The sequence below is a fragment of the Enterobacter cloacae complex sp. OE43NF genome, assembly GCF_023544405.1.
Lineage (GTDB): Bacteria > Pseudomonadota > Gammaproteobacteria > Enterobacterales > Enterobacteriaceae > Enterobacter > Enterobacter cloacae.
This window is the reverse complement of sequence record NZ_JAMJFW010000012.1, coordinates 41,873-68,153: the sequence shown is the minus strand read 5'-3', so window position 1 is coordinate 68,153 and position 26,281 is coordinate 41,873. Positions and strand designations below refer to the sequence as shown.

General features: G+C 57.0%; 24 protein-coding genes. 15 read left to right on the top strand and 9 right to left on the bottom strand.

The window, feature by feature from the left end; all coding sequences use genetic code 11:
- Window positions 1-31 precede the first annotated feature (31 nt).
- A complete protein-coding gene (locus M8370_RS07985) occupies window positions 32-781 on the top strand; it encodes an SDR family NAD(P)-dependent oxidoreductase (protein WP_029883329.1) in 750 nt (249 codons plus the stop codon).
- Here the strand turns inward: M8370_RS07985 and M8370_RS07980 are convergent.
- Genes M8370_RS07980 through M8370_RS07950 form a run of 7 tightly spaced genes read right to left on the bottom strand, consistent with a single transcriptional unit; the run spans window position 778 to window position 7,611 of the window.
- Window positions 778-1,707 carry an ABC transporter ATP-binding protein gene (locus M8370_RS07980; RefSeq protein WP_029883328.1) on the bottom strand — a complete coding sequence of 310 codons (930 nt, stop codon included), beginning with the start codon at window positions 1,705-1,707 and terminating at the stop codon, window positions 778-780. The genes M8370_RS07985 and M8370_RS07980 overlap by 4 nt on opposite strands.
- The gene (locus tag M8370_RS07975; RefSeq protein ID WP_013096541.1) at window positions 1,700-2,686 is read right to left on the bottom strand and encodes an ABC transporter ATP-binding protein; all 987 of its coding nucleotides are present in this window, start codon (window positions 2,684-2,686) and stop codon (window positions 1,700-1,702) included. Before M8370_RS07975 ends, M8370_RS07980 begins: the two co-directional genes overlap by 8 nt.
- Window positions 2,683-3,579, bottom strand: coding sequence for a D,D-dipeptide ABC transporter permease (gene ddpC, locus M8370_RS07970; protein ID WP_095455249.1), 897 nt, complete (start codon window positions 3,577-3,579; stop codon window positions 2,683-2,685). Before ddpC ends, M8370_RS07975 begins: the two co-directional genes overlap by 4 nt.
- On the bottom strand, window positions 3,576-4,598 hold the full coding sequence (locus M8370_RS07965) for an ABC transporter permease (protein ID WP_013096543.1): 1,023 nt from the start codon (window positions 4,596-4,598) through the stop codon (window positions 3,576-3,578). The genes ddpC and M8370_RS07965 overlap by 4 nt, the downstream gene beginning before the upstream one ends.
- Before the next feature lie 22 nt (window positions 4,599-4,620).
- On the bottom strand, window positions 4,621-6,153 hold the full coding sequence (locus tag M8370_RS07960) for an ABC transporter substrate-binding protein (RefSeq protein ID WP_023619646.1): 1,533 nt from the start codon (window positions 6,151-6,153) through the stop codon (window positions 4,621-4,623).
- 15 nt (window positions 6,154-6,168) lie between these two features.
- Window positions 6,169-6,744, bottom strand: coding sequence for a D-alanyl-D-alanine dipeptidase (gene ddpX, locus M8370_RS07955; protein WP_013096545.1), 576 nt, complete (start codon window positions 6,742-6,744; stop codon window positions 6,169-6,171).
- A gap of 12 nt (window positions 6,745-6,756) precedes the next feature.
- Entirely contained in the window at window positions 6,757-7,611 is an 855-nt protein-coding gene (locus M8370_RS07950; RefSeq protein WP_013096546.1) for a MurR/RpiR family transcriptional regulator, read from the bottom strand.
- 267 nt (window positions 7,612-7,878) lie between these two features.
- Here M8370_RS07950 and M8370_RS07945 point away from each other — a divergent pair, with 267 nt between their 5' ends.
- The 14 genes from M8370_RS07945 to dsbG all read left to right on the top strand — a co-directional run bounded on the left by M8370_RS07945 (window position 7,879) and on the right by dsbG (window position 24,585).
- Complete coding sequence (locus M8370_RS07945; protein WP_250020742.1) at window positions 7,879-9,363, top strand: alpha/beta hydrolase; 1,485 nt, start codon at window positions 7,879-7,881, stop codon at window positions 9,361-9,363.
- A 91-nt stretch (window positions 9,364-9,454) separates the two neighbouring features.
- The gene (locus tag M8370_RS07940) at window positions 9,455-10,666 is read left to right on the top strand and encodes a diguanylate phosphodiesterase (protein WP_038420913.1); all 1,212 of its coding nucleotides are present in this window, start codon (window positions 9,455-9,457) and stop codon (window positions 10,664-10,666) included.
- An 88-nt stretch (window positions 10,667-10,754) separates the two neighbouring features.
- Window positions 10,755-11,648: a fructokinase gene (cscK, locus tag M8370_RS07935; protein ID WP_250020741.1), complete on the top strand. Its 894-nt coding sequence runs from the start codon at window positions 10,755-10,757 to the stop codon at window positions 11,646-11,648.
- Window positions 11,649-11,817: 169 nt separating this feature from the next.
- Window positions 11,818-13,335, top strand: a complete 1,518-nt coding sequence (locus M8370_RS07930; protein WP_139936505.1) for a carbohydrate porin — start codon at window positions 11,818-11,820, stop codon at window positions 13,333-13,335.
- Window positions 13,336-13,402: 67 nt separating this feature from the next.
- On the top strand, window positions 13,403-14,773 hold the full coding sequence (locus M8370_RS07925) for a sucrose-specific PTS transporter subunit IIBC (protein ID WP_250020740.1): 1,371 nt from the start codon (window positions 13,403-13,405) through the stop codon (window positions 14,771-14,773).
- Window positions 14,773-16,179 carry a sucrose-6-phosphate hydrolase gene (locus M8370_RS07920; RefSeq protein ID WP_250020739.1) on the top strand — a complete coding sequence of 469 codons (1,407 nt, stop codon included), beginning with the start codon at window positions 14,773-14,775 and terminating at the stop codon, window positions 16,177-16,179. Before M8370_RS07925 ends, M8370_RS07920 begins: the two co-directional genes overlap by 1 nt.
- Before the next feature lie 28 nt (window positions 16,180-16,207).
- Entirely contained in the window at window positions 16,208-17,224 is a 1,017-nt protein-coding gene (locus M8370_RS07915) for a LacI family DNA-binding transcriptional regulator (protein ID WP_020688679.1), read from the top strand.
- Between the two features lie 97 nt (window positions 17,225-17,321).
- A complete protein-coding gene (locus M8370_RS07910; RefSeq protein WP_023619630.1) occupies window positions 17,322-18,872 on the top strand; it encodes a methyl-accepting chemotaxis protein in 1,551 nt (516 codons plus the stop codon).
- Window positions 18,873-19,633: 761 nt separating this feature from the next.
- Window positions 19,634-20,053: a hypothetical protein gene (locus tag M8370_RS07905; RefSeq protein WP_013096556.1), complete on the top strand. Its 420-nt coding sequence runs from the start codon at window positions 19,634-19,636 to the stop codon at window positions 20,051-20,053.
- Between the two features lie 5 nt (window positions 20,054-20,058).
- Window positions 20,059-20,625, top strand: coding sequence for an RNA polymerase sigma factor (locus M8370_RS07900; RefSeq protein WP_048972091.1), 567 nt, complete (start codon window positions 20,059-20,061; stop codon window positions 20,623-20,625).
- A gap of 90 nt (window positions 20,626-20,715) precedes the next feature.
- On the top strand, window positions 20,716-21,087 hold the full coding sequence (locus M8370_RS07895; RefSeq protein WP_013096558.1) for a hypothetical protein: 372 nt from the start codon (window positions 20,716-20,718) through the stop codon (window positions 21,085-21,087).
- Window positions 21,088-21,134: 47 nt separating this feature from the next.
- Window positions 21,135-23,165: a protein-disulfide reductase DsbD family protein gene (locus M8370_RS07890; RefSeq protein WP_250020738.1), complete on the top strand. Its 2,031-nt coding sequence runs from the start codon at window positions 21,135-21,137 to the stop codon at window positions 23,163-23,165.
- 7 nt (window positions 23,166-23,172) lie between these two features.
- Window positions 23,173-23,784 (top strand): DsbA family protein, encoded by a 612-nt coding sequence (locus M8370_RS07885; RefSeq protein WP_029883313.1) that lies wholly within the window; start codon window positions 23,173-23,175, stop codon window positions 23,782-23,784.
- Window positions 23,785-23,826: 42 nt separating this feature from the next.
- Window positions 23,827-24,585 (top strand): thiol:disulfide interchange protein DsbG, encoded by a 759-nt coding sequence (gene dsbG, locus M8370_RS07880; protein WP_020688674.1) that lies wholly within the window; start codon window positions 23,827-23,829, stop codon window positions 24,583-24,585.
- A gap of 39 nt (window positions 24,586-24,624) precedes the next feature.
- Here the strand turns inward: dsbG and M8370_RS07875 are convergent, their stop codons facing one another.
- Both M8370_RS07875 and M8370_RS07870 read right to left on the bottom strand, forming a co-directional pair.
- The gene (locus M8370_RS07875; RefSeq protein ID WP_095455242.1) at window positions 24,625-25,917 is read right to left on the bottom strand and encodes a glycoside hydrolase family 10-like protein; all 1,293 of its coding nucleotides are present in this window, start codon (window positions 25,915-25,917) and stop codon (window positions 24,625-24,627) included.
- Window positions 25,918-25,924: 7 nt separating this feature from the next.
- Window positions 25,925-26,212, bottom strand: a complete 288-nt coding sequence (locus M8370_RS07870) for a VF530 family protein (protein ID WP_023619621.1) — start codon at window positions 26,210-26,212, stop codon at window positions 25,925-25,927.
- Between the last annotated feature and the right edge of the window lie 69 nt (window positions 26,213-26,281).

The window sequence follows — 26,281 nt, the reverse complement described above, 5'->3', positions numbered from 1 at the left end:
CGCAACGCAAACCCAACAAAAGGTAAATGACATGAACACAACGCTCTTCGAAAAAATCGCACTGGTCACTGGCGGCAGCACCGGTATTGGTCTTGCCACGGCGCAGGAGCTGGCGGCTCAGGGCGCCAAAGTCTATATCACCGGTCGTCGACAGGCCGAGCTGGATGCCGCCGTCGCACAAATTGATTCCCGTGCGGTGGGTATTCGTGCCGACGTCTCACAACTCGCCGATCTGGATCGAGTCTATGCGCAGATAGCAAAAGAAGAAGGGCGTCTCGATATTTTGTTCGCCAATGCGGGTGGCGGAGATATGCTGCCGCTGGGAGCAATCACCGAGGAGCAGTTTGACCGTATTTTCGGCACAAACGTGCGCGGAGTGCTGTTTACAGTACAAAAAGCGCTGCCGCTGTTATCTGCCGGTTCGTCCATTATTCTGACCGGTTCAACGGTGTCGATAAAGGGAACGGCAAACTTTAGCGTCTACAGCGCCAGCAAAGCCGCCGTGCGCAACTTTGCCCGCTCCTGGGCGCTGGATCTGCAGGGCCGTGGGATCCGTATCAACGTGGTCAGTCCTGGCCCCGTCAAAACCCCTGGACTCGGCGAACTGGTGCCAGAAGAACATCGTCAGGGGCTGTACGATGCGCTGGCTGCACAGGTTCCGTTAGGACGTTTAGGTGCGCCGGGCGAGGTGGGGAAAGTGGTGGCGTTTCTGGCCTCTGACGCGGCCAGCTTTATTAACGCCACCGAGCTGTTTGTTGATGGTGGGATGGCGCAAATTTAATCCACATTACGCCAGCAGCGCACGCTACGGCCCTCGTGTGAAGGCTGTAGCGGCTGCGGGCGTTCACACCCCTGCGTGGCCTGCGGACAACGGTCGCGGAAATAGCACCCCTCGGGCAGATGGCGGTTCCCCGGGAGATCCGTTTTACGCAGCGCCAGGTTTTCATCCAGCGGCTCACCGGTTCTGGGAACGGAATCGAGCAGCAGCCTGGTGTAGGGATGACGCGGCGTAACCAGCACCTGTGCCGCCGTACCCAGTTCGACAATCTGCCCCAGATACATCACCGCCACGCGATCGCTCATGTGCCTGACAACCGAGACGTTATGGGATATCAGCACATAGGTCAGATTGCGTTCCTGCTGCAGCTTCACCAGTAAATTGAGGATCTGCGCCTGTACGGAAATATCCAGCGCGCTGGTGGGCTCATCCAGCACGATGATGTCCGGGTCAGAGGAAAGAGCGCGGGCGATAGCAATACGCTGGCGTTGCCCGCCGGAAAAGGCGTGCGGCAGGCGGTCGAGGTATTCCGGGCGGATACCGACCTGCTGCGCCAGGTTTTCAGCAAGCTGACGTCGTTCCCGTTCGCTGCTGCGTTTTTGCACCCACACCGGCTCGGTGATAATGCGCCAGACCGGCAGACGCGGGTCAAGCGACGAGAGCGGATCCTGGAACACCATCTGCATACCGCCCGCGTGGTTTGTCCGTGCACACAGGCCGGCACTGGGTTTGAGCATCCCCATTAAAAGCTGCGCCAGTGTGCTTTTACCACAGCCGGATTCGCCAACAATCCCCAGCGTTTCGCCGCGATGGATCTGAAGATCCAGCCCGTTAAGAGCATGCACCTGTTCCGTGACCCGCCCCAGCCAGTTTTTGCGTGCGGGAAAGTTAACGTGCACGCGATCCAGTTCCAGCAGTACGTCAGACATGGGTTTTCTCCTGTTGCGGATACCAGCAGGCCGCCCGCTGGCCTTCGGCCCCCTGAGGCAGTAAGCGCGGCGTTTCAGTGCATTTTACGCCCGCAGCAAAACAGCGCTCCCGAAAAGCACACCCGCGCGGAAGCTGGCTAAGATTGGGCACTGTACCGGGGATGGCAGGCAGCATCTCGCGCGGCTCGCCGTTTTCAGGCGCACACTGCAACAGGCCGATGGAATAGGGATGAACGGGATGGTGGATCAGCGTTTGCGTGGTGCCGCTTTCAATCACGCTCCCGGCGTACATGACATACATCCGATCGCAGAGCTGTGAAACCACCGCCATATCGTGGCTGATGAACAGTACCGAGGTTCCGCTGGCCCGCGCTTTATGCTTCAGCAATCGCAGTACCTGTAGCTGGACGGTGACGTCCAGTGCGGTGGTCGGCTCATCGGCAATAATCAGTTCAGGCTCGCAGGAGAAGGCCAGCGCAATCATCACCCGCTGGCGCATGCCACCGGACAGCTCGAACGGATAACGTTCCATGACCTCCGCCGCATCCGGGATCTGCATCTCTTCCAGCAGGGTGATCGCTTTTTTCCCGGCATCACGCCGTGAAAGGGGCTGATGCTGGCGGATCACCTCCACCATCTGTTTGCCAATTCGTCGCGTTGGGTTCAGCGCTGTCATCGGCTCCTGAAAAATCATCGCCACTTTGGCACCGCGCCACTGGCGGAGCTGTTTCTCGGATGCATTCAGGACATCTTCACCCAACAGTTTTACCTGCCCGCGATGGACCCGGTAACTGCCCTCCGGCAGCAGACGCATGGTCAGCATCGCCGTTACCGATTTTCCGGAGCCGGATTCGCCCACTACGCCAACAATCTCGCCGCGTTTGATCTCCAGCGATACGTGGTTCAGGGCGTGAACTTCACCGCGAAATATCGGGAAGCTCAGGTGTAAATCTTCAATGGTTAATACTGCTTCGCTCATGCCTGTTTTCCTCCCGATTTCGGATCCAGCAGGTCGCGAATGCCGTCACCAAATAGATTAAACCCGACGGCAGTGATCAGAATTGCCGCACCAGGAAAGGCGCAGTACCACCACTGGTCGAGCACATAGTTGCGGCCCACGGCCACCATCGCTCCCCATTCGGCGGTGGGCTGCTGTGCCCCAAGGCCGATAAAGCCCAGCGTGGCGGCCATCAGAATGGCGCTGCCAATATCCAGTGAGGCCTGCACGATCAGCGGTGGCAGGGCGTTACGCAGAATGTGCCAGCTGATCAAATGCCAGCGCGACGCGCCAAATGTACGGGCGGCCTGCACATAGGTAAACTGGCGCACCACCAGGGTTTGCCCGCGCGCCAGGCGAACGTAAAACGGGATACGCACAATCGCAATCGCCAGCATGGCGTTAAACAGACTCGGCCCAAGCGCCGCCGCCAGCGCCATGGTCAGTACCAGGGAGGGAATGGAGAGCATAATGTCCATCACCCGCATAATGATGGCATCGCCGCGCCCGCCCAGCACGCCGGACAAACAGCCCAGCAGCGAGCCGATACTCCCGGCAATCACCACCACCGCCAGCCCGGCGGTAATGGATTGCTGGCTACCGACCAGCACGCGGCTGAACAGATCGCGTCCGACTTCATCGGTACCAAACCAGTGTTGCGCAGACGGGGCCTGCAACCGGGCAGTGAGATCCAGCGCGTTCGGATCATGGGGGACGATCCACGGTGAAGTTACCATCAGCAACAGCATCACCAGCATAATCACCCCGCCGATCAGCGTGAGCGGGCTTTGACGCAGCATCCAGAACAACCTTGGCCAGTCGATGCCCGGTTTCGTTGTGTTTACGGGGACGGGCGTTTCCTCAGTCAACATCATTCGGCACCTCCGCGCCCGATACGAGGGTCAATCCACAGATAGAGCAGATCAACCACCAGATTGACGACCACATAGGCCAGTGAAACCACCACGGCGAAGCCCATGACGGCAGGGAAATCCAGCGCCTGAATGGAGGTCACCACCCAGGCACCCATGCCTGGCCAGGCAAAGACGGTTTCGGTCAGTACCGCACCATAAAGCAGATCGCCCAGCGCCAGCCCGAGTACGGTAATGGACGGGATCATCGCATTCGGCAGGGCATACCGCAGGACGATATACCAGCCCGGCAAGCCGCTGGCGCGGGCGGTGCGAATGTAATCTTCGCTGAGCTGCTCCAGCATGGCGGAACGTACCTGACGCGCCACGATGCCAAGATGAACAAACGCCAGCGTCAGTGACGGTAAAATCAGGTGTTGCAGGGCGTTGAAAAAGACCTCGCCGTTACCCTCCAGCAGGGCATCCAGCAGATAAAAGCCCGTCACGTGGGCCGGCGGGTCGAGCCAGTCGTCCAGCCTGCCGCCGCCGGGCAGAAGCTGAAGATGGCCGTAGAACAAGACGATGACGCCCAGACCCAGCCAGAAGGCCGGTGTGGAGATCCCGGTCATCGCCATCAGCCGTACCAGATGATCCAGCCAGCGGTTACGGTAGACCGCCGATAAAATCCCCAGCGGAACGCCGATCACCAGCGCCAGCAGCAGGGAACAGAACGCCAGCTCCAGCGTGGCAGGGAAGAAGGCTTTTAAATCTTCCGCCACCGGCCGCCCGGTACGGATAGAGGTCCCTAAATCGCCGTGCGCCAGGGCGTCCACATAGCGGCCAAACTGGATATAGAGCGGCTGATCCAGTCCCAGTTGCTGGCGAATGTTCTGCACTATCTCGTCGCTGGCACGGTCACCGGCCAGCAGGCGGGCCGGATCGCCGGGGATCAGGTGTGAAATGATAAAGGTGATGATACAGACACCGGCTACTACCAGGATTAACCCCCAGCAGCGCTGGCGCACAATGCTCCAGAACGTCATACACTTTCCCCCGGCGAAACCGTTATTTGCTCATGGTGGCGATGTTGAACACCTGCTCGAGCATTGGATTAAAGGTGAAGCCTTTGACCTCTTTGTTCATTGCCAGCTGGTAGTTCTTCTGGAACAGATAAACGTAGGCCGCTTCGTCAATCACAATCTTCTGCGCCTGCTGGTAATCGCGGGTGCGCTCCGCCTGGTCCGTGGTTTTCAGCGCCGCCTGCAGCAGGGAATCGACCTCTTTGTTCTCATAGAACGAGCGGTTGCCCGGCAGACCTTTTTTGTCCGACTCAAACCAGTAGTTCATGAACATGTACGGGTCGGCAAAGTCCGGGCTCCAGTTGCCAATGGCAATGTCATAGTCGCCTTTACCCACGCGGTCGCGCATGGTGGCGTTAGCCAGTTTTTCCAGCTTGACGTTGATACCGAGCTTGCCCAGGCTGGCCTGAGTGGAGAGGGCGATAGGCTCCCAGTTCGGGTCGTTGTCCGAGTAGAGGAACGTCAGGCTGGCCGGTTTATCTTTGACTTTCTCCAGCGCCGCTTTCGCTTTGGCCTCGTCAAAGCTGTACTGCATGGCGGTGGCGTCAAAGCCCCACATGCCATCCGGGATCGGGCCGCGCATCTGCTTGCCGTTACCGCTGAGAATGCCTTTCACCATTCCCTGATAATCGGTTGCCCAGGAGACGGCGCGGCGCAAATCCACCTGATTCAGCGGCGCTTTGCTGTTGTTGAGATAGAGATAGGTCACGCGCAGGGACGGATACTCCGCCACGGCGACTTTGCCCTCCTGCTTGAGCGCCGAAAGCTGATCGACAGGCAGGGAGTCGGCAATATCCAGATCGCCACGGGAAAGCTGCAGGCGACGCGACGCGCTTTCACCGATAATTTTCACCGAGACGCGCTTAAAGTGGGGCTTATCTCCCGCCCAGTGCGGGTTAGGCACCAGCACCAGCTGCTGACCTTTTTGCCAGCTCTTCAGCATAAATGGCCCGGAACCGGCGGTGTTCTGCGCCAGATAAGCTCGCGCGTCATCGGCGGCATTGGCCTTCAGTACGGCCGGGTTAATAATCGATGCACCGTCATTCGCCAGGGTATAGAGGAAGGGAGCAAACGGCTGGCTGAGGGTGAACTTCACCGTGTGGTCATCAACGGCATCAATTTTGAGATCTTTCGGGAACGCTTCAGACGGCCCCTGGCTGAGCTTCAGCAGGCGCTCAAACGACAGTTTTACCGCTTCAGCGGTGACCGGCGTGCCGTCAGAGAATTTCGCGTTGTCCGTCAGGGTGAAGGTCCACTCTTTCTGATCCTCAGATGCCTTCCAGCCCGTGGACAGATCGCCTTCGACCTCCGTGGTGCCAGGCTTGTACTTCACCAGACGCTGATAGGACGGATAAGTGACGGTCCAGTCGTTGTTATCAATGGTGATTGCAGGATCGAGGGTTTGCGGGTCGGCGGCTTTACCTATCACCAGCATGTCTTTCGGAACGGCGGCCTGCGCAGCAGGCATGCTCAGGGCCAGCGTGGCGGCGATAAGCGTCGTGAGAAGCGTTGTTTTCATGGCAGTGCTCCAGGTTTAAAGAGGGGTGTGCGTCAACGGAAAACAGGCGAAACGATCGTCAAGAAGGGGATAACTGGCGGCGTTTGGCAACTCGAAGTGCCACCATTCGCTGCCGATCCCCACAAAGCCGCCGCCAAACATGATGGCGTTAAGCAGCAGGCGGTTGCGCTGGGCGTGCGGCGGCACGGAGGGGTGATACGGATGAGAACGGTCATCCATCTCATCAAACCCGGCCCCCATATCCAGCACGTTGTTATGTTCATCCATCAGGGTGACGTCGATGGCCGTGCCGCGGCTGTGATTGGAGCCAATGGCCACATCCACCACATATTCCGGGTTCGGGCACGCATCCCACAGCTGCGCCTGGGCCTGCTGTGGGCGATAGGCGTCGTAGACCACCAGTTTCAGTCCGGCGAGCGTGGCGATGCCAATCGATTTCGCCAGCGCGGTGGCGGCATCGGTATGCAGCAAACACAGCGCCTCCTGATAAATGGGACGGCCAGTCAGGTTGTCGGCGGTGGCGTATTTCAGATCGATATGCAACTCAGGAAACATTCTGGCGACATCAATCAGTTCACTCTCTTCGGGCATAGCTCCGCTCCTTTAGCGTTCGAATTGTCCAAACTCTTGTTGTAATTCACGGTTTATCGTCAGACGGTCTGCAAGCGCATCACCCAGCGCCTGGACCACGCCTGACAGCAGCAGGTTGAAAAGACAGCTCACAGGGGCCAGCGAATCCCAGAAGTGGCCGGTATCGGTTTTAACCTGCAATAAATCAATAGGGTAATCCCGCGCCCACGGACACCAGATATCGGTGATCAGGGCCATCGGAATACTTTTCTCACTTGCGACACGACAGTACTGCCGGGCAATGGCGGAATAGGCGCGGGTATCGGTCAGCACCACATAAGGGTGGTCAAAACCGGAGTTGAGCGATTCAACCCAACTGCCGGATAACCCCTCGGAGTAGCTCACGCGCGGACGCAGATATTCCAGGTGGCTGAAGAAGGCGTTGGCAATCCCGCGCGTTGACTGAATACCCAGCACAAACACCGCCTCAGCATGGGTGAGCTGATGGACGATTTGCTTAAAGACATCGGTTTGTGCCAGCTGATAAACATGGGTGATTGCGTCCACCTCCAGCGAAAGGGAGTGCTGGAGGCGATCCGAGAGCGGACGCTGCTGTTGCCAGGAGTCCAGGCGTTCGTTCATTCCCCAGGGCTGATAAGGATCGCGCAGGCTTTTTTTGGCATCGTCCAGATTGCGATACCCCAGCTTGCGCAGGAAGCGCCCGACGGTGATACCGCTGGTGCCGGTAGTCAGCGCCACGCTCTCTGCCGTCTCAAACGGTATCAGCGCGGCGTGCGCCAGCATCCAGCTTGCCACACGCTTTTCGCTGGGCGTCAGCTGGCTGAAGGTGGCTTCGATACGGTTCAGCATTTCAGGTTTGGTGGTCATTACCGCCTCGCTGTTAACCGGCTGTCAATGGCCGGAATTATGTTACCTGGTTAACAATGCATGACGCGTGCCATGTTCACATGACGGCGAAAAGCCGCTGTGCTGTAAATTTCATGCAATATTTGATTAACCAATGATCAACATTTGTGCAGCGTAGTTCACTTTTGGTGCATTGTCGGATTCGACAGAGATGAATTTGGTGAATACGTCAGCCCCTTCACATTTTTGATAAGATACAAACACAGTGACTAAGAGAAGGAACCCGGCATGGCGAATTTGCCCTGGCGTGTCAGCGTGCGCCTGATGGCTCTCGCAAAGAAAGTGGCGATGGTCATAGGGATTATCGTGGTTGTGCTGCTGGCAGTGCGGGTATATCTCTCGCAGCAGGGGCCGGCGTTACATCTCTGGCATACCTGGCGTGCGGATGAAATGAGCGTAAGCGAGCTGGATAAGGCGAACTTTGCTGACTATCTCGACCGGGAAAAGGCCATCTTCACCGACCTGGATAACGCGGTCACGGCAAAAACGAAGGGGGAGGAGCGTACCGCCTTAAACCGCTACTACCGTCAGAGCCTGGTGTGGCCCGGAAAATTTACTCCGGATGCAAATCGCTCGTTTGTGCTGATGCCTGCCGGTAAACCGCGTGGTGCGGTGGTTTTACTGCACGGACTCACCGATTCGCCCTATAGCGTTAAGCACCTTGCCGTTGATTATCAGCAGCGCGGATTTGTGGCCGTGGTGCCGCGTCTGCCCGGACACGGGACGGCACCAGGGGCGCTGACAAATATTGACTGGGAGATGTGGCTGGCGGCGACGCGTCTTGCCGTGCGCGAAGCCTCCCGTCTGGCGGGGGATAACGTTCCTTTGCATCTGGTGGGCTATTCCAACGGCGGGGCGCTGGCGATGAAATACACCCTGGACGCGCTGGAGTCGCCTTCGCTGCGAAAACCTCAGCAACTGGTGTTGTTGTCACCGATGATCGGCGTCACGGCGTTTGCCCGCTTTGCCGGATTCGCAGGCTTACCGGCACTGTTACCGGCGTTTGCGAAAGCGGCGTGGCTGAATATCGCGCCGGAGTATAACCCTTACAAATACAACTCTTTCCCGGTAAACGCGGCGCGTCAGTCGTGGCTATTGACGAAGGCGCTGCAGGAGCAGATTGGCCGCGCTGCACAAAACCACACGCTGGATCGGTTGCCGCCAGTACTGGCCTTTCAGTCGGTGATGGATTCCACCGTCAGTACCCGTGCGGTTGTCACGGGGTTATTCGACCAGCTTCCGGCCAACGGCAGTGAACTGGTGGTGTTTGATATCAACCAGGCGGCGAGTTTCCGCCCGTTATTCCGGCCATCGTCGTGGACGGCCCTCTCTGAGCTTTTGCCGTCTGCGCAACGACGTTACAGTGTCACGATTATTACCAACGCCAGTGCGGAGCGTTTCGCCACGGTCGCGAAGCACATCCCCGCAGGCAGCACAGAGGAGACCGTGGAGCCGCTGGCGCAGCAGTATCCGCCGGAGGTCTATTCGCTTTCGCATGTCGCCGTACCTTTCCCGCCTGATGACGATCTGTATGGCCGGCATCCTGCCGTGAAAAACCGCTATGGCATCAGCCTGGGCACCATTGCGTTGTGGGGAGAGACCTCCGTACTGAGCGTGGGTAAAGATACCCTGATGCGGGTGACCTCAAATCCGTTTTACGACTACATGAAGATGCGGATCGACAACCGCATCGGGACGGAGGAAAAAGGGTGATCCCTTAAGCTGTTAATTTATTAGGTAGCGCTGGTGAAGTATGTTAAACAGTAACTTCCCCGGCGCCTCCCTTATTCTGGAACCCATTCCTGTGCTCACCACGCTGATTTATCGAAGCCAGTTACATTTATCCTGCCGGTCCGCAGAATTAAGCGCGCTGGTAGAACGAGCACGAAGCCGCAATGCCAAACTGAACATCACGGGTGTCCTGCTCTCGAACGGCTGTGACGTCATGCAAATTCTTGAGGGCGCGGAAGAGAGCGTCGTGAAGTTGTTCCATAAAATTCGCGATGATGAGCGCCACAGTGGCGTCGTCGAACTGATGCGGGATTACGGCCCCCGCAGACGGTTTGACAATGTCGGCATGCTGCTGTTTGACCTGCAGGTCCAGTCCCCAAAAGAGGTGCTTGAGTCGGTTTTGCATTACAGCCAGCTGGAAAGCTATCTCATATCCGATGATCGGGTGTTCAAATTCATTCAGACCTTTATCACCGGGAAACATACCGGCCAGACGAGGAACCCGGTGGATGCGGGAAAATGGACGCTCGCATGTGAAAAAGCGCCCTTCGGTGAGGCCATGGGGTTGATAGCCGGTCAAATCTGTCAGTTTGCGCTGCAGCCGATAGTCGAGCCCTCGGAAGGGAAAATCAGTTCACTTGAAGCGCTTATTCGTGGCAACGATGGCGGGAGCCCGGAACATTTCTTCAAAACGCTCGATCAGGACAAGCTCTACGAAGTGGATCTGCAAACCAAAGCGTATGCCTTTGCGCTTGCGGAGAAACTGGGTATCGGCAGCCATAAAATTGCGGTGAATTTGCTTCCCATGTCGCTGGTCAAGGTGCCCGGGGCGGTCGAGTTTCTGGTGGAGCAAATCAGACAACACGGGCTTCAGCCGGAGCAGGTGGTCATAGAAGTAACTGAAAACGAGATGATTTCCGGCTTTAACAAATTCAACAGCGCGATCAAACAGCTTCGGGGGGAAGGTATTGGCCTGGCGATCGATGATTTCGGCTCCGGGTATGCGGGGCTTTCACTGCTTACCCGCTTCCAGCCGGATAAAATCAAGATCGATCGGGAAATTGTCAGCAATATTCATCTCAGCGGCCCAAAACAGGCGATTGTCCGATCGATAGTGAGCTGCTGCACCGACCTTGAGATCACGCTGGTGGCGGAAGGCATTGAGAAGCTGGAGGAGTGGTGCTGGCTGGAATCCGCCGGTATTCGCCGTTTTCAGGGGTTTCTGTTTGCCCGGCCGCAGCTTAACGGGGTGGGCGATATTCACTGGCCACACCTGGTACGATAACGCTTTTTCCTTCCTGATTATTTCCCCTTTGGTCAGCCTGTGTTTAAATAGCTAAAACGGTTTAATATAGTTTAGCTACGGGGATGACATGGATAAAATCTGGGTACTCGGTGATGCAGTGGTGGATATACTGCCAGAGGGGGACGGCACATTGCTGCAATGTCCCGGCGGCGCACCGGCAAATGTGGCGGTCGGCATCGCCCGACTGGGCGGAAAAAGTGCCTTTATTGGCAGGGTTGGCGACGATCCGTTTGGCCGTTTTATGCAGAAAACGCTGGCGGATGAGCAGGTTGATGTGCAGTGGATGCGCCTCGATCCGGCTCACCGCACCTCAACGGTGGTGGTTGATCTGGACGAACAGGGCGAACGCTCGTTTACGTTTATGGTTCGGCCGAGCGCCGATCTGTTTCTCGACTCCACCGATCTGCCGCCTTTCAGGGCCAAAGAGTGGCTGCACGTCTGCTCCATTGCGCTCAGCGCGGAGCCGAGTCGCTCTGCCACTTTTCAGGCGATGGATGCAATTAAAAAAGCCGGTGGTTTTGTCAGCTTCGACCCCAACATTCGCCCCGACCTCTGGCAGGATGAGGGCGAGCTCCGCCGTTGCCTCGAACTGGCGCTACAGCGCGCGGACGTGGTGAAGCTCTCCGTTGAAGAGCTGACGTTTTTGACCGGCGAATCCCATATCGAAACCGGTCTGGCGGCGCTGATGCAACATTGTCCGGCCCGACTGGTGCTGGTGACGCTGGGTAAAGAGGGGGTAATGGCCTGGCATGAGGGCATCACGACACACTATCCGGCCACTCCGGTGGCGTGTGTTGACACCACCGGCGCAGGCGATGCGTTCGTCGCAGGGTTGCTGTTCGGCCTGGCCTCGTCAGGCCAGGATCTGGCTGCCATCCTCGCACTGGCCCAGCGCTGTGGTGCGCTGGCCACGACGGCCAAAGGGGCGATGACCGCGCTGCCGTACCGTCACAACCTGTAATTCCTTCCTGGCCGCCGACCGGCGGCCTGAATTGTCGCCTCGATCACACTTACTAAAACGGTTTAGCAAAAAGTATTGCCGATCCAAAATTCACGGGTTTAGTATCAGCAACCTAAACCGGTTTAGCAATTTAGCATTATCAAAACACTTTTTTTAGGGATGCGACAAAATGTATAAAAAACGCAGACTTGCCGTGATGATTGGCATGCTGGCCGGTAGTACCTCTGTTTTTGCCCAGACCGATATGACAAGCATTGAATCGCGCCTGGCGGCGCTGGAACAGCGTCTTCAGGATGCGGAAATGCGCGCCCAGAATGCGGAGAAACGCGCGACGGCAGCAGAACAAAAAACGCAGCAGCTGGTTGCCGCCCAGCAGCAAACGCAGACCACCACCCAGGAGGTGGCCCAGCGTACCACGATGCTGGAAAAGAAAGCCGATCAGAGCAGTGGTTTTGAATTTCACGGTTATGCCCGCTCAGGCCTGCTGATGAATGATGCGGCGTCCAGCAGCAAAAGCGGTCCGTATCTGACGCCTGCCGGGGAAACCGGGGGCGCGGTCGGTCGTCTGGGTAACGAAGCGGATACCTACGTTGAGCTAAATGTGGAACACAAACAGACGCTGGAGAGTGGGGCGACCACGCGCTTTAAGGCCATGTTAGCCGACGGGCAGAAGACCTATAACGACTGGTCAGCCGATACCAGCGATCTTAACATTCGTCAGGCCTTTGCCGAGCTGGGCAATCTGCCTGATTTCACTGGCGCGCTGAAAGGGAGTACCTTCTGGGCCGGTAAACGCTTTGACCGCGATAACTTTGATATTCACTGGCTGGATTCTGATGTCGTGTTCCTCGCCGGTACCGGCGGCGGTGTCTATGACGTGAAGTGGAATGATACGCTGCGCAGCAACTTCTCGATTTACGGGCGCAACTTCGGCAGCGAAGAGCAGATCGACAACAACGTTCAGAACTATATCCTCAGCATGAATCACTTTGCCGGGCCATTCCAGCTGATGGTGAGCGGCCTGCGGGCGAAGGATAACGACGAACGCAAGGACAGCAATGGCGATCTGATTAAAACCGATGCGGCGAACACCGGCGTGCATGCTCTGGTGGGTCTGCACAATGACAGCTTCTACGGACTGCGGGAAGGCTCAGCGAAAACGGCGCTGCTGTATGGTCACGGCCTGGGGGCAGAAGTTAAAAGCATCGGCTCTGATGGCGCGCTGCTGTCAGAAGCCGATACCTGGCGCTTCGCAAGTTACGGTGTCACGCCGCTCGGCGGTGGCTGGCATATCGCGCCTGCGGTACTGGCTCAGAGCAGTAAAGACCGCTACGTCAAAGGCGACAGCTACGAGTGGGTTACGCTCAATACCCGCCTTATCAAAGAGGTTACGCAGAATTTCGCCCTGGCGTTTGAGGGCAGCTATCAGTACATGGATTTGAACCCGGAAGGCTACAAAGATCGCAACGCCGTTAACGGCAGCTTCTACAAGCTGACCTTCGCACCGACCTTAAAGGCGGGCAAAATTGGCGATTTCTTCAGCCGTCCTGAACTGCGCCTGTTTGCCACCTGGATGGACTGGAGCAGCAAACTGGATAACTACGCCAGCGATGACGCCTTTGGCAGCAGCGGCTTTAACGCTGGCGGGGAATGGAACTTTGGGGTCCAGATGGAAACCTGGTTTTAACCCTTCACGCTCCCGCCAGGCGGGAGCGTATCAAACATCATAAAAATGAAGTCAGGCAGAGGTAACTATGGATTTTGATAATATTTCCCGTGCGCTCATTCCGCTGCTCGGTGGCAAAGAGAACATCGCCAGTGCCGCGCACTGCGCAACGCGCCTTCGTCTGGTGCTGGTCGACGATGCGCTTGCTGACCAGCAGGCCATCGGCAAGGTCGAGGGGGTGAAAGGCTGTTTTCGTAACGCGGGCCAGATGCAGGTGATTTTTGGCACTGGCGTGGTGAATAAGGTTTACGCGGCTTTTATTCAGGCGGCAGGGATTGGTGAATCCAGCAAGTCAGAAGCGGCAGATCTCGCGGCGCGTAAGCTCAACCCGTTCCAGCGCATTGCCCGCCTGCTTTCCAATATTTTCGTACCGATCATTCCCGCCATTGTTGCGTCCGGTTTGCTGATGGGCCTGCTCGGAATGGTGAAAACCTACGGCTGGGTGAATGCCGATAACGCCATCTACATCATGCTGGATATGTGCAGCTCGGCGGCGTTTATTATTTTACCGATCCTGATTGGTTTTACCGCCGCGCGTGAGTTTGGCGGTAATCCCTATTTAGGCGCCACGCTCGGTGGCATTCTGACCCATCCGGCGCTGACCAACGCCTGGGGCGTGGCGTCCGGCTTCCACACCATGAACTTTTTCGGCCTTGAGATTGCCATGATTGGCTATCAGGGAACGGTGTTCCCGGTGCTGCTGGCCGTCTGGTTTATGAGCATTGTGGAGAAAAACCTGCGCAAGGTCATCCCGGATGCGTTAGACCTGATCCTGACGCCGTTCCTGACCGTCATTCTCTCCGGTTTTATCGCGCTGCTGATTATCGGCCCGGCGGGACGCGCGTTAGGCGATGGCATCTCCTTTATTCTGAGCACGCTGATTACCCACGCGGGCTGGCTGGCCGGTTTGCTGTTCGGCGGGCTCTATTCGGTGATTGTTATTACCGGCATTCACCACAGCTTCCACGCGATTGAAGCCGGGCTGTTGGGGAATCCGTCGATTGGCGTTAATTTCCTGCTGCCCATCTGGGCCATGGCGAACGTGGCGCAGGGTGGCGCGTGCCTGGCGGTGTGGTTTAAAACCAAAGACGCAAAAATCAAAGCCATTACCTTACCTTCGTCGTTCTCAGCCATGCTCGGCATTACCGAAGCCGCAATCTTTGGTATCAACCTGCGTTTCGTGAAACCGTTTGTGGCCGCGCTGATTGGCGGTGCGGTGGGCGGCGCATGGGTGGTGTCGGTGCATGTCTACATGACGGCGGTAGGGCTGACGGCGCTGCCGGGGATGGCCATCGTGCAGGCCAGTTCGCTGCTCAACTATATTATCGGCATGGTGATTGCCTTTGGCGTAGCGTTTACCGTCTCGCTGCTGCTGAAATATAAAACGGACTCTGAATAATGACATTACCTTCCCGCTGGCCTGCCGTGCTGCAGGCCGTGATGAAAGGCCAACCGCGCGCGCGTGCCGACCGCCACTACCCGCAGTGGCACCCGGCACCGGTGACGGGGCTGATGAACGATCCGAACGGTTTTATCTGGTTTGCCGGGCGCTACCATCTGTTTTATCAGTGGAACCCGCTGGACTGCGATCACCGCTATAAATGCTGGGGGCACTGGAGTTCGCACGATCTGCTGCACTGGCAGCACGAGCCGATGGCGCTGATGCCAGATGAAGAGTACGACCGCAACGGTTGCTATTCCGGCAGCGCCGTGGACAACAACGGGATGCTGACGCTGTGCTATACCGGCAACGTTAAGTTCGATGACGGCAGCCGCACCGCCTGGCAGTGCCTGGCGGTGGAACAACCGGACGGGACCTTTAAAAAACTGGGGCCGGTGCTGGCGCTGCCGGATGGCTACACCGGCCACGTGCGCGACCCGAAAGTGTGGCAGCACGACGGGCAGTGGTACATGGTGCTGGGCGCGCAGGATGTGCAAAAGCGGGGCAAAGTGCTGCTGTTCAGGTCTGCCGATTTGCACACGTGGGAATCGTGCGGAGAAATTGCCGGTAACGGCGTCAATGGACTGACGGAGGCGGGATACATGTGGGAGTGCCCGGACCTGTTTGCCCTCGACGGGACGCACGTTCTGATCTGCTGCCCGCAGGGGCTGGCGCGTGAGCCGCATCGTTATCTCAACACCTATCCGGCAGCCTGGATGAGCGGGGCGTTTGACTATCAGCGCGGCGCATTTGAGCACGGTGCGTTACACGAACTGGATGCCGGTTTTGAATTCTACGCCCCGCAAACGACGCTGGCGGAAGATGGCCGGCGGATCCTGATTGGCTGGATGGGCGTGCCTGACGGGGAAGAGATGCTGCAGCCCACCCGGGCACAGGGCTGGATCCATCAGATGACCTGTCCGCGAGAGCTGCGCTACCGCGACGGCAAGCTCTGGCAGACTCCGGTGCGTGAGCTGGAAATGCTGCGTGAAGAGGAACTGCACTGGCAGGGCAACGCCTGCGATGCGCCGGAGCTTGATGCCTCGCGCCTTGAGTTCGAGCTGAGCGCTGCCTGCGCGAAACTGGATTTTGCCGGTGCGCTGCACCTCACGGTCGATTGCAATGGCCTGCGTCTGGAACGTGCCAGCCTGCAAACGGGTGAGACGTTAACCCGCTACTGGCTGGGTGAGGTTCACCATCTGCGCGTTCTGTGCGACCGCTCCAGCGTCGAAATTTTCATCAACCACGGCGAAGGGGTGATGAGCAGTCGCTATTTTCCTGACCAACCGGCCCGGGTGCGATTCGAAGGTGCGTCCGACATCACATTACGCTACTGGTCGCTGCGCGGCTGCATGGTAGAATAGCGGTTTTGGCAGCCGGATCTAAGTCGTTGTGAGAAAAACAAAACGCGTCACCATTAAAGACATCGCGGAGCTGGCGGGGGTGTCAAAAGCCACCGCCAGCCTGGTACTGAACGGACGCAGCAAAGAGCTGCGCGTGGCGGAAGAGACCCGTGAGCGCGTGCTGGCCATTGCGAAAGAGCATCACTACCAGCCCAGCATTCACGCCCGCTCGCTGCGCGATAACCGCAGTCACACCATTGGTCTGGTGGTCCCGGAGATCACCAACTACGGGTTTGCCGTGTTTTCTCACGAACTAGAGACGTTGTGCCGCGAGGCGGGCGTTCAGCTGCTCATCTCCTGTAGCGATGAAAATCCGGGGCAGGAGACCGTGGTGGTCAACAACATGGTGGCGCGTCAGGTCGACGGGCTGATTGTTGCCTCCAGCATGCTCAACGATGCGGATTACCAGAAACTGAGTGAACAGCTGCCCGTGGTGCTCTTTGACCGCCATATGAATGACAGCTCGCTGCCGTTGGTGATCACCGATTCCATTACCCCGACAGCCAAACTGGTGGCCGACATCGCCCGCCAGCACCCCGATGAGTTTTATTTCCTCGGTGGGCAGCCACGGCTTTCCCCCACGCGCGACCGCCTTGAAGGGTTTAAACAGGGTCTGCGCGACGCGAACGTTACGCTGCGCCCGGAGTGGATCATTCACGGAAATTATCACCCGAGTTCCGGTTACGAGATGTTCGCCGAACTCTGTGCTCGCCTGGGGCGTCCGCCAAAAGCCCTGTTCACCGCCGCCTGCGGCCTGCTGGAAGGGGTGCTGCGCTATATGGGGCAGCACAATCTGTTGCAAAGTGACATCAGGTTAGCCAGCTTTGACGATCACTATCTTTACGATTCGCTCACGATCCCGGTGGATACCGTGCGCCAGGATAACCGTCAGCTTGCATGGCACTGCTTTGATCTGATTGGGAAATTGATCGACGGTGAAACACCAGAGCCCGTGCAGCGGAAACTGGATGCCACCCTGCAGCGGCGCTATAAAGCGGCAGAATAGCCCTGCCGGAGGACGGGATACATCAATAACTTTAATTAATTTAAGTTTTGGTTTAGCCGATAACCATAAGGAATAATTTTCTTTGAGGTATCGGTTCATGTCGTTAAAAAAATCATCCCTGATTGTCTTTTTCTCGCTGCTTTTCTTCTTTATCGCCAGCACCCTCACCAGCGTTGGCCTCATCATCAAAAGTAATAACTCCCTGGATAACGTGAACAAAGAGATCCAGGTGGTGCTGTCAATTATTGATCCCATCAACCATAGCCGCACCCTGCGCGTCCGGGTGATGGAGTATGTGAAGATGGTAGAGGCGGGCGCATCAGCGGATGAATCTGCGAAGCTCGCCGCAGTAAAAGAGGCACTGACCAAAGCCGATCGCGCCTTTGCTGCCTTTATGGCGTCTCCCCGTCTGACGGATGAAGCGCCGCTGGTAAGCGCTTATCAGGATGCCTGGCAGAATTACCGTAACCAGGGGCTGGCACCGCTCATTGATGCTGCCGCCGCGCACGATATTGCCAAATTCAACGCCCTGATACCGGAAGTCTCGCGCCTCGATCGTCAGTATGAGATTGTCCTCGACCAGGTTCTGGCCGTACACCAGGCCTATGCCAAAAGCCTGAACGAAGATGCGAGCAGTAACTTTGTTTCTGGCCTGGCGATTATCGCCGCTATCGCACTGCTGTTTGTGCTGGTGATTGTCGCCGTCAGCCTGCTGATGAAACGCCTTGTTCTGGCACCGGTTAATCTGGCACGTGAACATTGCAGCCAGATTGCCGCAGGCAAACTCGATATTCCGGTGCCTGTGAAGGGGAATTCCGGCAATGAAATTGATCACCTGATGGGCTCTATGGAGCAGATGCGCCAGGCGCTGCTGGCAACCATCGCCCAGGTGCGTGACGCGAGTCATACCGTGACCCATGCCGCACAGGAGATTGCCTCCGGGAATATCGACCTGGCTTCGCGCACCGAACAGCAGGCTTCTGCGCTAACCCAGACGGCGGCAAGCATGGAAGAGCTGAGCGCGACCGTCGCCAATAACACCGATAACGTCTATCAGGCCGGAAAACTGGTGCAGGACGCGGTGAAAAATGCCCACACCGGGGAGGCCGTCACGCGTGAAGTGATTGAAACGATGAATACCATCGCCGCAAACTCGAAGCGCATCGAGGACATCACCAGCGTGATCAACAGCATCGCTTTCCAGACCAACATTCTGGCGCTCAACGCGGCGGTAGAAGCGGCGCGCGCCGGTACCCAGGGGCGTGGTTTCGCCGTGGTAGCCAGCGAAGTTCGCACGCTGGCGCAGAAAAGCGCGGTGGCGGCCAAGGATATCGAAAGTCTGATTGCCCAGTCGGTTTCCAGCGTCAAAAACGGTGCCGAACTGGTGGGGCGCTCAGGGGAGGTGATTGACTCGATTATCAGTTCCGTCAATAAAGTGAACACGCTGATGGAGCAGATCTCTGTGGCCTCTGAAGAGCAAAGCCGCGGGATTAGTCAGGTCGGGCAGGCAGTGACGGAGATGGACGGCGTGACCCAACAGAACGCCGCGCTGGTGCAACAGTCCGCCGCGGCGGCCGCGTCGCTGGAAGAGCAGGCCCAGCAGCTCACGCGGAGTATTTCGAGTTTTAGTTTGCCAGTGCAGGCTTGATATTATTGTGGATTGTAAGCCGGGTAAGCGTAGCGCCACCCGGCAATAAACGCGGCTAAGTTGTTGGTTTCAGCTTAATATTGCAAAGTGTTTTGATTCAACAACCGGTGTGACGGGCATTATCTTTGGCGATGTTTCGCTGATAGCCGATGTAGCCGAAGGCATACCAGTAGCGCCGGGAATAAAAAGAAAATTAATCCTGTCAGGAATGCGTCATCCCCATGAAAATGCAGTATGGCATTAAAAAATACGCCAGCAGCCACGCCGACCACTAATAAAAATATAAACACCCAGACAGTGTGGTACCAGAGGATATAATTCGTCAGTCTGCCTATCATTACCGGATTGCTCCTTTTTAATGTGTCTGTTTCTATTTCCTGCTGCAGGGCATGACGCTTTGAATAATAGACAGAGATGTAATGATTACAAACCTTTAACTAAAAATAGTTAATTAAGCCTCGCTTTAGATTATTGTTAAATAGAAGGTTTTTTGGATGATTATAGGAATAGTCTCAACAACAGGAGTAGGGCATTTAAAAAGCATCAATATCAAACCTGCTGAATAAATAACCTGATTTAAAAGCGCGAACAGAACGGCATTATTACGGGTTTTAATTTTTATGCTGTTTCCGTTCGTCAGTCGCGAAAAGCGTAAACCACATTGACTACGATGTTTTTAAAAATTTTTAGCAATATTTCTGTTCCTCATCCGTCTACCTCATCACAAGCCATAATCAGTTACTGTAAACGAGGTTAACACCATGAGAGAGTTTGATATGCACGGCAGAGGTCACGGGCGCGGATTCGGTCGCCACCGTATGGGCAAGGGCTTAGTCATCGGCGCGGTCATTTTTATCGTGCTCGGCCTGCTGGTGATGTCCCTGTGGAACGCCTTACTCCCGGCGATCCTCGGCGTGAAAGCCATTGGCTTCTGGCAGGCGCTGGGCATTTTGATATTGAGCCGGATCCTGTTTGGTGGTCTGGGGTTCCGTCCGGGTATGTTTGGTGCGCACCGCCGGATGCACGAACGCTGGATGAACATGACGCCCGAACAGCGTGAAGCGTTCATGCAGCAGCGCCGGGAAGGATTTGGTCGCCATGGTCGCGGGCACTGTGGCTGGCACGGCCACCGTGACGACAAGCGTGAAGACAACGCGCCGAAAGCGCCGGACGCAGAGTGAGCGAGATGAAAACCGGGGAGGCGGGCGGATCCTTGCTGATGTCGGCGGTTAATGCCTGCCGCGCCCGGCTGAGAGCCTTTATTCGCGGAAGAACCCCGGTACGTGACGACGCCGACGATATTTTGCAGGAGATCACGTATCAGCTGATGAAGGTGGAACAGCCGGTCGAAAACGTTGCCGCGTGGCTGTTTCGCGCGGCGCGAAATGAGATGACCGACCGGGCGCGGAAAAAGCGTGAAGTGTCGCTCTCCGGTTATTTCAGCTTCACAGGCGAGGAGGATGACGATTTTCCGGAAGATGAGATCGCTGAAACCCTGTTCGGCGTTCCGCATACCCCGGAAGAGGAGTACCTCAAAACGCTGCTGTGGGAAGAGCTGGGGCAGGCGCTGGCTGAACTGCCCGCAGCGCAGCGCGAGGTCTTTGAGAAGACGGAGCTGCAGGGCTACAGCATCAAATTGCTGGCCGGGGAAACCGGGGTTAGCGAGCAGGCATTATTATCGCGTAAGCATAAGGCCGTGTTGTTCCTGCGCACGCGATTGCGGGATGTGTATGACGCGCTGACAGGGGGGTAATGTTCCCGGCAGACAAAACCTTACACTGTCGGGACTTGTAGATTCATCACTATCGTTTATGATCGGGGCGTCTTGTTATTTTGGAACGTTATGCGCAACCGTCAGCTTCTCGGTAAATGGCTTCTGATAATCACGTGTCTGGCAATGGCAATTTGCCTGGTTCAGCGTGCGGTTTATCTCAACCATTTTTTACAGGGGCTGGATCCTCAGGTGCAAACGCTCATGATGGCTGACGCCCCGGGTCAGGAGGCTGAACAGCCCGGCCCGTCGCCGTGTCAACTTGGCGCACAGTCTTTGCTTTGCGCCCAGCCGCTGTTTTTTGACGGTGCGCTACCGGCGATTATTATCTTCTTCGCTCTGCTGCAGTTATTTACCCAACGGCGCACATTTCTCTCCAGGGAGCAGCCTGTCCAGGCACCGCCTCCCCGAATACACCTCAAAAACTGCGTTTTCCGTGAATGAAAAACATCGTCACCACACGATAATTTTCACTATTCACGGAGTAAAACATGGTTAACCTTTTCAGGGGACTCGTCCTCCTGTGGCTGTCCTGCATGGGTATTGCTCATGCGGCAGATACGGGCTGGCTGGTGTCACCGCAAAACGATCACGCCCGCATCCGCTTTCAGGCTGAGCGGGATCACGACCGCATCATCGGCCTGCTCAGCGTGGAGCTGCAGCCCGGCTGGAAAACCTACTGGCGTTCGCCGGGCGAGGGCGGCGTGGCCCCGAAAATCAGCTGGCCACAGGGCGTTAAGGATACCTGGTACTGGCCGGTTCCTTCCCGCTTTGATATCTCGGGCCTGACGACCCAGGGCTACCACGATAGCGTTACGATCCCCATCACGATCGCCGGGACGGACGCGGATGTGCTCGACGCCACGCTTACGCTCTCAACCTGCAGCAACGTCTGTCTGTTGACGGACTACAAGCTGCATCTGGATTTCCGTGCGCCAGCGGATGCGGGCTTTCGTACGGCATTTGAAGACGCGATGCGTTCAGTACCCGGTGCGTCAGGCGTGTCGTCAGACTTCAGCGCCTGGTTATCAGACGGCAAGCTGATGATGACGGCCACGACGGAAGGCGAATGGGTCAATCCTGGGATCTATTTTGACCCGCTGGAGGGTGACATTCTGCCCGGCGAACCGGTGATTAAGCACACCGGAAACCGGCTTCAGGTCGCGGTTCCGGTCACCGATGAGTGGGGCGATAAACCCGCGACGCTTGCGGGGAAAACGCTGTCGTTTGTCGTCACCAATGGCGATAAAGCCCAGCAAACGCAACTGACCGTTGGCGCAGCCCCCGCAGACGCGGTGCAGAGTGCGCCAGCGGGAACAGTCAAAATGTTGGCCTTTGCTCTGCTGGGCGGGCTGATCCTGAACCTGATGCCCTGCGTATTGCCGGTAATGGGCATGAAGCTCAGCAGCGTCCTGCAGGCGGGTACGGACACGCGGAAAATCCGGCTGCGTTTCCTGGCGACCAGTGCGGGTATTCTGACCTCCTTTATGCTGCTGGCCACAATGGTAACCGTTCTGAAACTCACCGGCGCGTCGCTGGGCTGGGGCATCCAGTTCCAGAACCCGTGGTTTATTGGGCTGATGGTTGCCGTGACCTTTATCTTCGCGCTGAACCTGTTTGGTGCGTTTGAGCTGTTTCTGCCTTCCGCCGCCACCGGACGGCTCGCCACAACGGGCGGAACCGGACTGACGGGCAGCTTCTGCGAAGGCGTGTTTGCCACGCTGCTTGCCACGCCGTGTTCCGCGCCGTTCCTCGGTACGGCCGTGGCCTTTGCGCTGGGCGCACCGCTGCATTCCCTGTGGCTTATCTTCCTGATGCTCGGGGTGGGCATGAGCTTGCCGTGGCTGTTCGTGGCGCTGATCCCCAAAACCGCCTTGTTGCTGCCAAAACCTGGCCGCTGGATGAATACCCTGAAGGTGATTCTGGGGGTGATGATGCTGGCCTCCAGCCTGTGGCTGGTGACGTTGCTGAGTCTGCATCTGGGCGAGATGTTCAGCCACATCCTCATGCTGCTTCTGATTGTGGTCGCCATTGTGGTCTATGCCCTTCGCGGTCAGACATCATCGCCGCTGTTCTGGGTGGTGGTGATTGCGCTGGCCGTATTCGGGGGCTATCAGCTGCGCGGGATAGTGAACGCAACGCCGGTAACCACGGCTGAGAATAGCGAACAGACGATCCCGTGGCAGCCGCTCAGTGAAGAGGCAATCAGCGATGCTCTTGCGCAGGGGAAACGTGTGTTTGTGGATATCTCGGCGGACTGGTGTGTCACCTGCAAGGTGAATGAGCATCGGGTGCTGAATCAGCCGGAGGTTATCGCCGCGCTGCGCCAGCCGGATGTGGTGGCGCTACGCGGAGACTGGAGCCAGCCATCAGAGACGATTGCGGCGTTTCTGAAATCACGCAATCGCTACGCCATCCCGTTTAACCAGGTGTATGGCCCTGGAACGCCGGAGGGCGAGATCCTCTCGCCATTGCTGGACAAACGCACCCTGATGACCACCCTGAACAAAGCAAAAGGCTAACGCTGTTATGAAAAAAATCCTTATTACGTTTCTGCTGTTTTTCGCGTCAGCCCAGGTGATGGCGGCGGACCCGATCACCCCGGATCAGGAGCAACGCGCTCAGAAGCTGGTCTACGATTTTCTGTTTAACGACCCGGATTCACCGCGTATCGGTGCCAAAAATCCAACGCTGACGCTGGTGGTGTTTACGGACTACAACTGTCCATACTGCAAAAAATTCGATCCGTATCTGGAGAAGATCGTTGAGAAACATCCGCAGGTGGCCGTGGTGTTTAAGTTTTTGCCGTTCCGTTCGGAAAGCTCGCTAACCGCCGCGCGCGACGCGTTAACCGTCTGGCGTTCACATCCTGAGCAGTTTATGAAGTTCAACGAAACCCTGATGGCGAAAAAAGGGTATCACGATGATGCCAGCATTCAGGAGGCGCAAAAGCGCGCGGGCGTGAATGTTGCAACGCCGGATGATACGAGCCTGGTCACGGTAAAACGCAGCCTGATCATCGCCGAAAAACTGGGCATTCAGGGGACACCGGCCACGCTGATTGGCGAAGGGCTGTTACCCGGCTGGGTGCCTTTCGAACAGTTTGATGAAATGGTCACCGATGCACTGAAAAACCGCTAACCTGAAGGGGGCCTCAGGCCCCCGAACAAACCGGAGAGGGACATGAAAAAATTACTGTTACTTTCGCTGCTGACCGCGTCAGGGCTGGCGCAGGCTGCGGATGCTATACCTGATGTCGTGAAGACCTTTAGCGAGCAGCAGGAGATTAAGATCCTCAAGAAGATCGACGTACCCGGTGGCGCACCCGCCTGGCTGGGACAATATCAGGACATGGGAGTGACGCTCTTTCTGACACCTGACGGAAAGCACGTTATTTCGGGTTATCTCTATGACGAGAAGGGTAAAAACCTCAGCGAGGGTATTTTCCAGAAAGAGATCTACGCCCCGATGGGACGCGAAATGTGGAAACAGCTTAACGCTGCGCACCCCCTGAAAGAGGGGGCGGATAACGCGCCACGCAAAGTGTTTGTCTTCGCCGACCCGTTCTGCCCGTACTGCAAGGCATTCTGGTCAGAAGCACAGCCGTGGGTGACGGCGGGTAAAGTGCAGCTCAATACGCTGCTGGTGGCGTTCCTCAACCCAAACAGCGGCCGTAACGCATCTGCGATCCTGAATGCAAAAGATCCGGTTACGGCGTGGAAGGAGTATGAACTGTCCGGCGGGAAAAAACTGCCTAAACCGGAAGGCACCGCCTCGCGTGAAACCGTGGCGATACTGCAAAAACACCAGGCGTTAATGGACAGTCTGGGGGCGAATGCCACACCGGCCATTTATTATCTCAATGACCAGAATGAGCTCCAGCAGGTTGTCGGTATGCCGGACGCGAAGCAGCTTGAGGCGATGTTCGGGCCGAAGCCGTAAAAAATCAGGCAGAAACAGGGCGTTTCTGCCTGACTGTACTTAGCTTCCCCAGCGTCCTTTCAGGTAGTTTACCGCCTGCTGCGTCTGCGGCTGGTTGAGGTAATCTTCGCGGAACAGGATCGTGCCATTCACGTTCGGCAGGGAGTCGTTGAGATCGAGCTGTTTTTTCAGCTCCGGCACGCCGCCCTGAACCGTCCAGTCCGGCTCATTTCTCGACGGCTCGCCCACTTTATAGAACGCAATGCCGATGTACAGACGGGTATGGGTCGGTTTCACCACGTCGGCCCACCATTTGGTCAGCACGTCATAGCGTGCCGCATCGCGGGAGAAAGGCCAGTAGATTTGCGGGGCAATGTAGTCCAGCAGCCCCTGTTGCACCCACTGACGGGTGTCAGCGTAGGATTCATCATACGCCGCCGCGCCACGGGTGTCGGATCCTGCCGGGTCAAAGGAGCGGTTACGCCAGACACCCGCCGGGCTGACACCAAATTCAACCTGCGGTTTTGTCTGTTTGATCGCCCGAGAGACCTGCACAATCAGCTGCTGCGTATTGTGGCGACGCCAGTCGGCTTTGGAGCTAAACCCCTGGCCGTATTGTCTGTAGGTCTGCGCATCATTCAGCGTTGAGCGAGGCGATTCGGCATAAAAGTAGTCATCAAACTGCACGCCGTCTATCGGGTAGTTCGCCACCACCTCGGTCACCACCCGGGTTATCCAGTCACGCACCTCCGGGATGCCCGGGTCGAGCACAAACCGATCGCCTGCGATGCGAACCCACTCAGGGTGCTGCACATAGACGCTGGACGGTTGTTGGTATGAGGTGCGGTTCAGCGCGGCGATGGTTGACGGTTTGGTATTGGTTGAAACGCGATAGGGGTTGAACCAGGCATGAACTTTCATCCCACGCTTGTGGGCTTCATCGAGCATAAACTGCAGCGGATCGTAGCCCGGATACTCGCCAATATTGCCGGTAAGCATATCTGACCACGGCAGGATTTTGGACGACCAGAGCGCGGTGCTGTCCGGTTTTACCTGGAAAAACACCGTGTTAATTCCCAGGCGTTTCAGATTGTCGAGTTTGTCGATCAGCGCCTGTTTTTGCATCGCAATACGCTGGTCAGCACTGCGGCCATTCACCGACGCGACCGGCGGCCAGTCGAGACGGGAGACAGTTGCCAGCCAGATCCCACGCATCGGCTCGTTTGCCTGCTGCGTCGGTTTGCCTGGGGTCGGGAGCGGTGTGACCAGCGACTTTGGGGGTTTTGAGGAGCAACTAACAAGTAAAAGCGCGCAGCCAAGCAGCGCACCAGTCCGTTTTACATGTCGCATCATTTGCGTATTAGCTCTTGGTTATCCGACTATTGGCCCAGGGGTTAAAAGCGGGCGCCTCGCGTTCAGCGGTCCCGTTATCATTGAGGGAATCAAGATACAGGGCCTCGACCTCCGCCCGTGCCCAGGGGGTACGGCGCAGGAATTTCAGGCTCGACTTCACGCTTGGGTCATTTCTGAAACAGTTAATTTTGATTCGATCGCCCAACTCGCGCCAGCCATATCGCGCCACCAGGGCGTTGACCATCATCTCCAGCGTAACGCCATGCAAAGGATCTTTGGAAATATGTGCAGTCATAAACGTCTGGTGTCTCGATTTTCAGGGGATTGGGGTAAACGCTGAAAGGGTACAAGAAAGCAGGGGAAG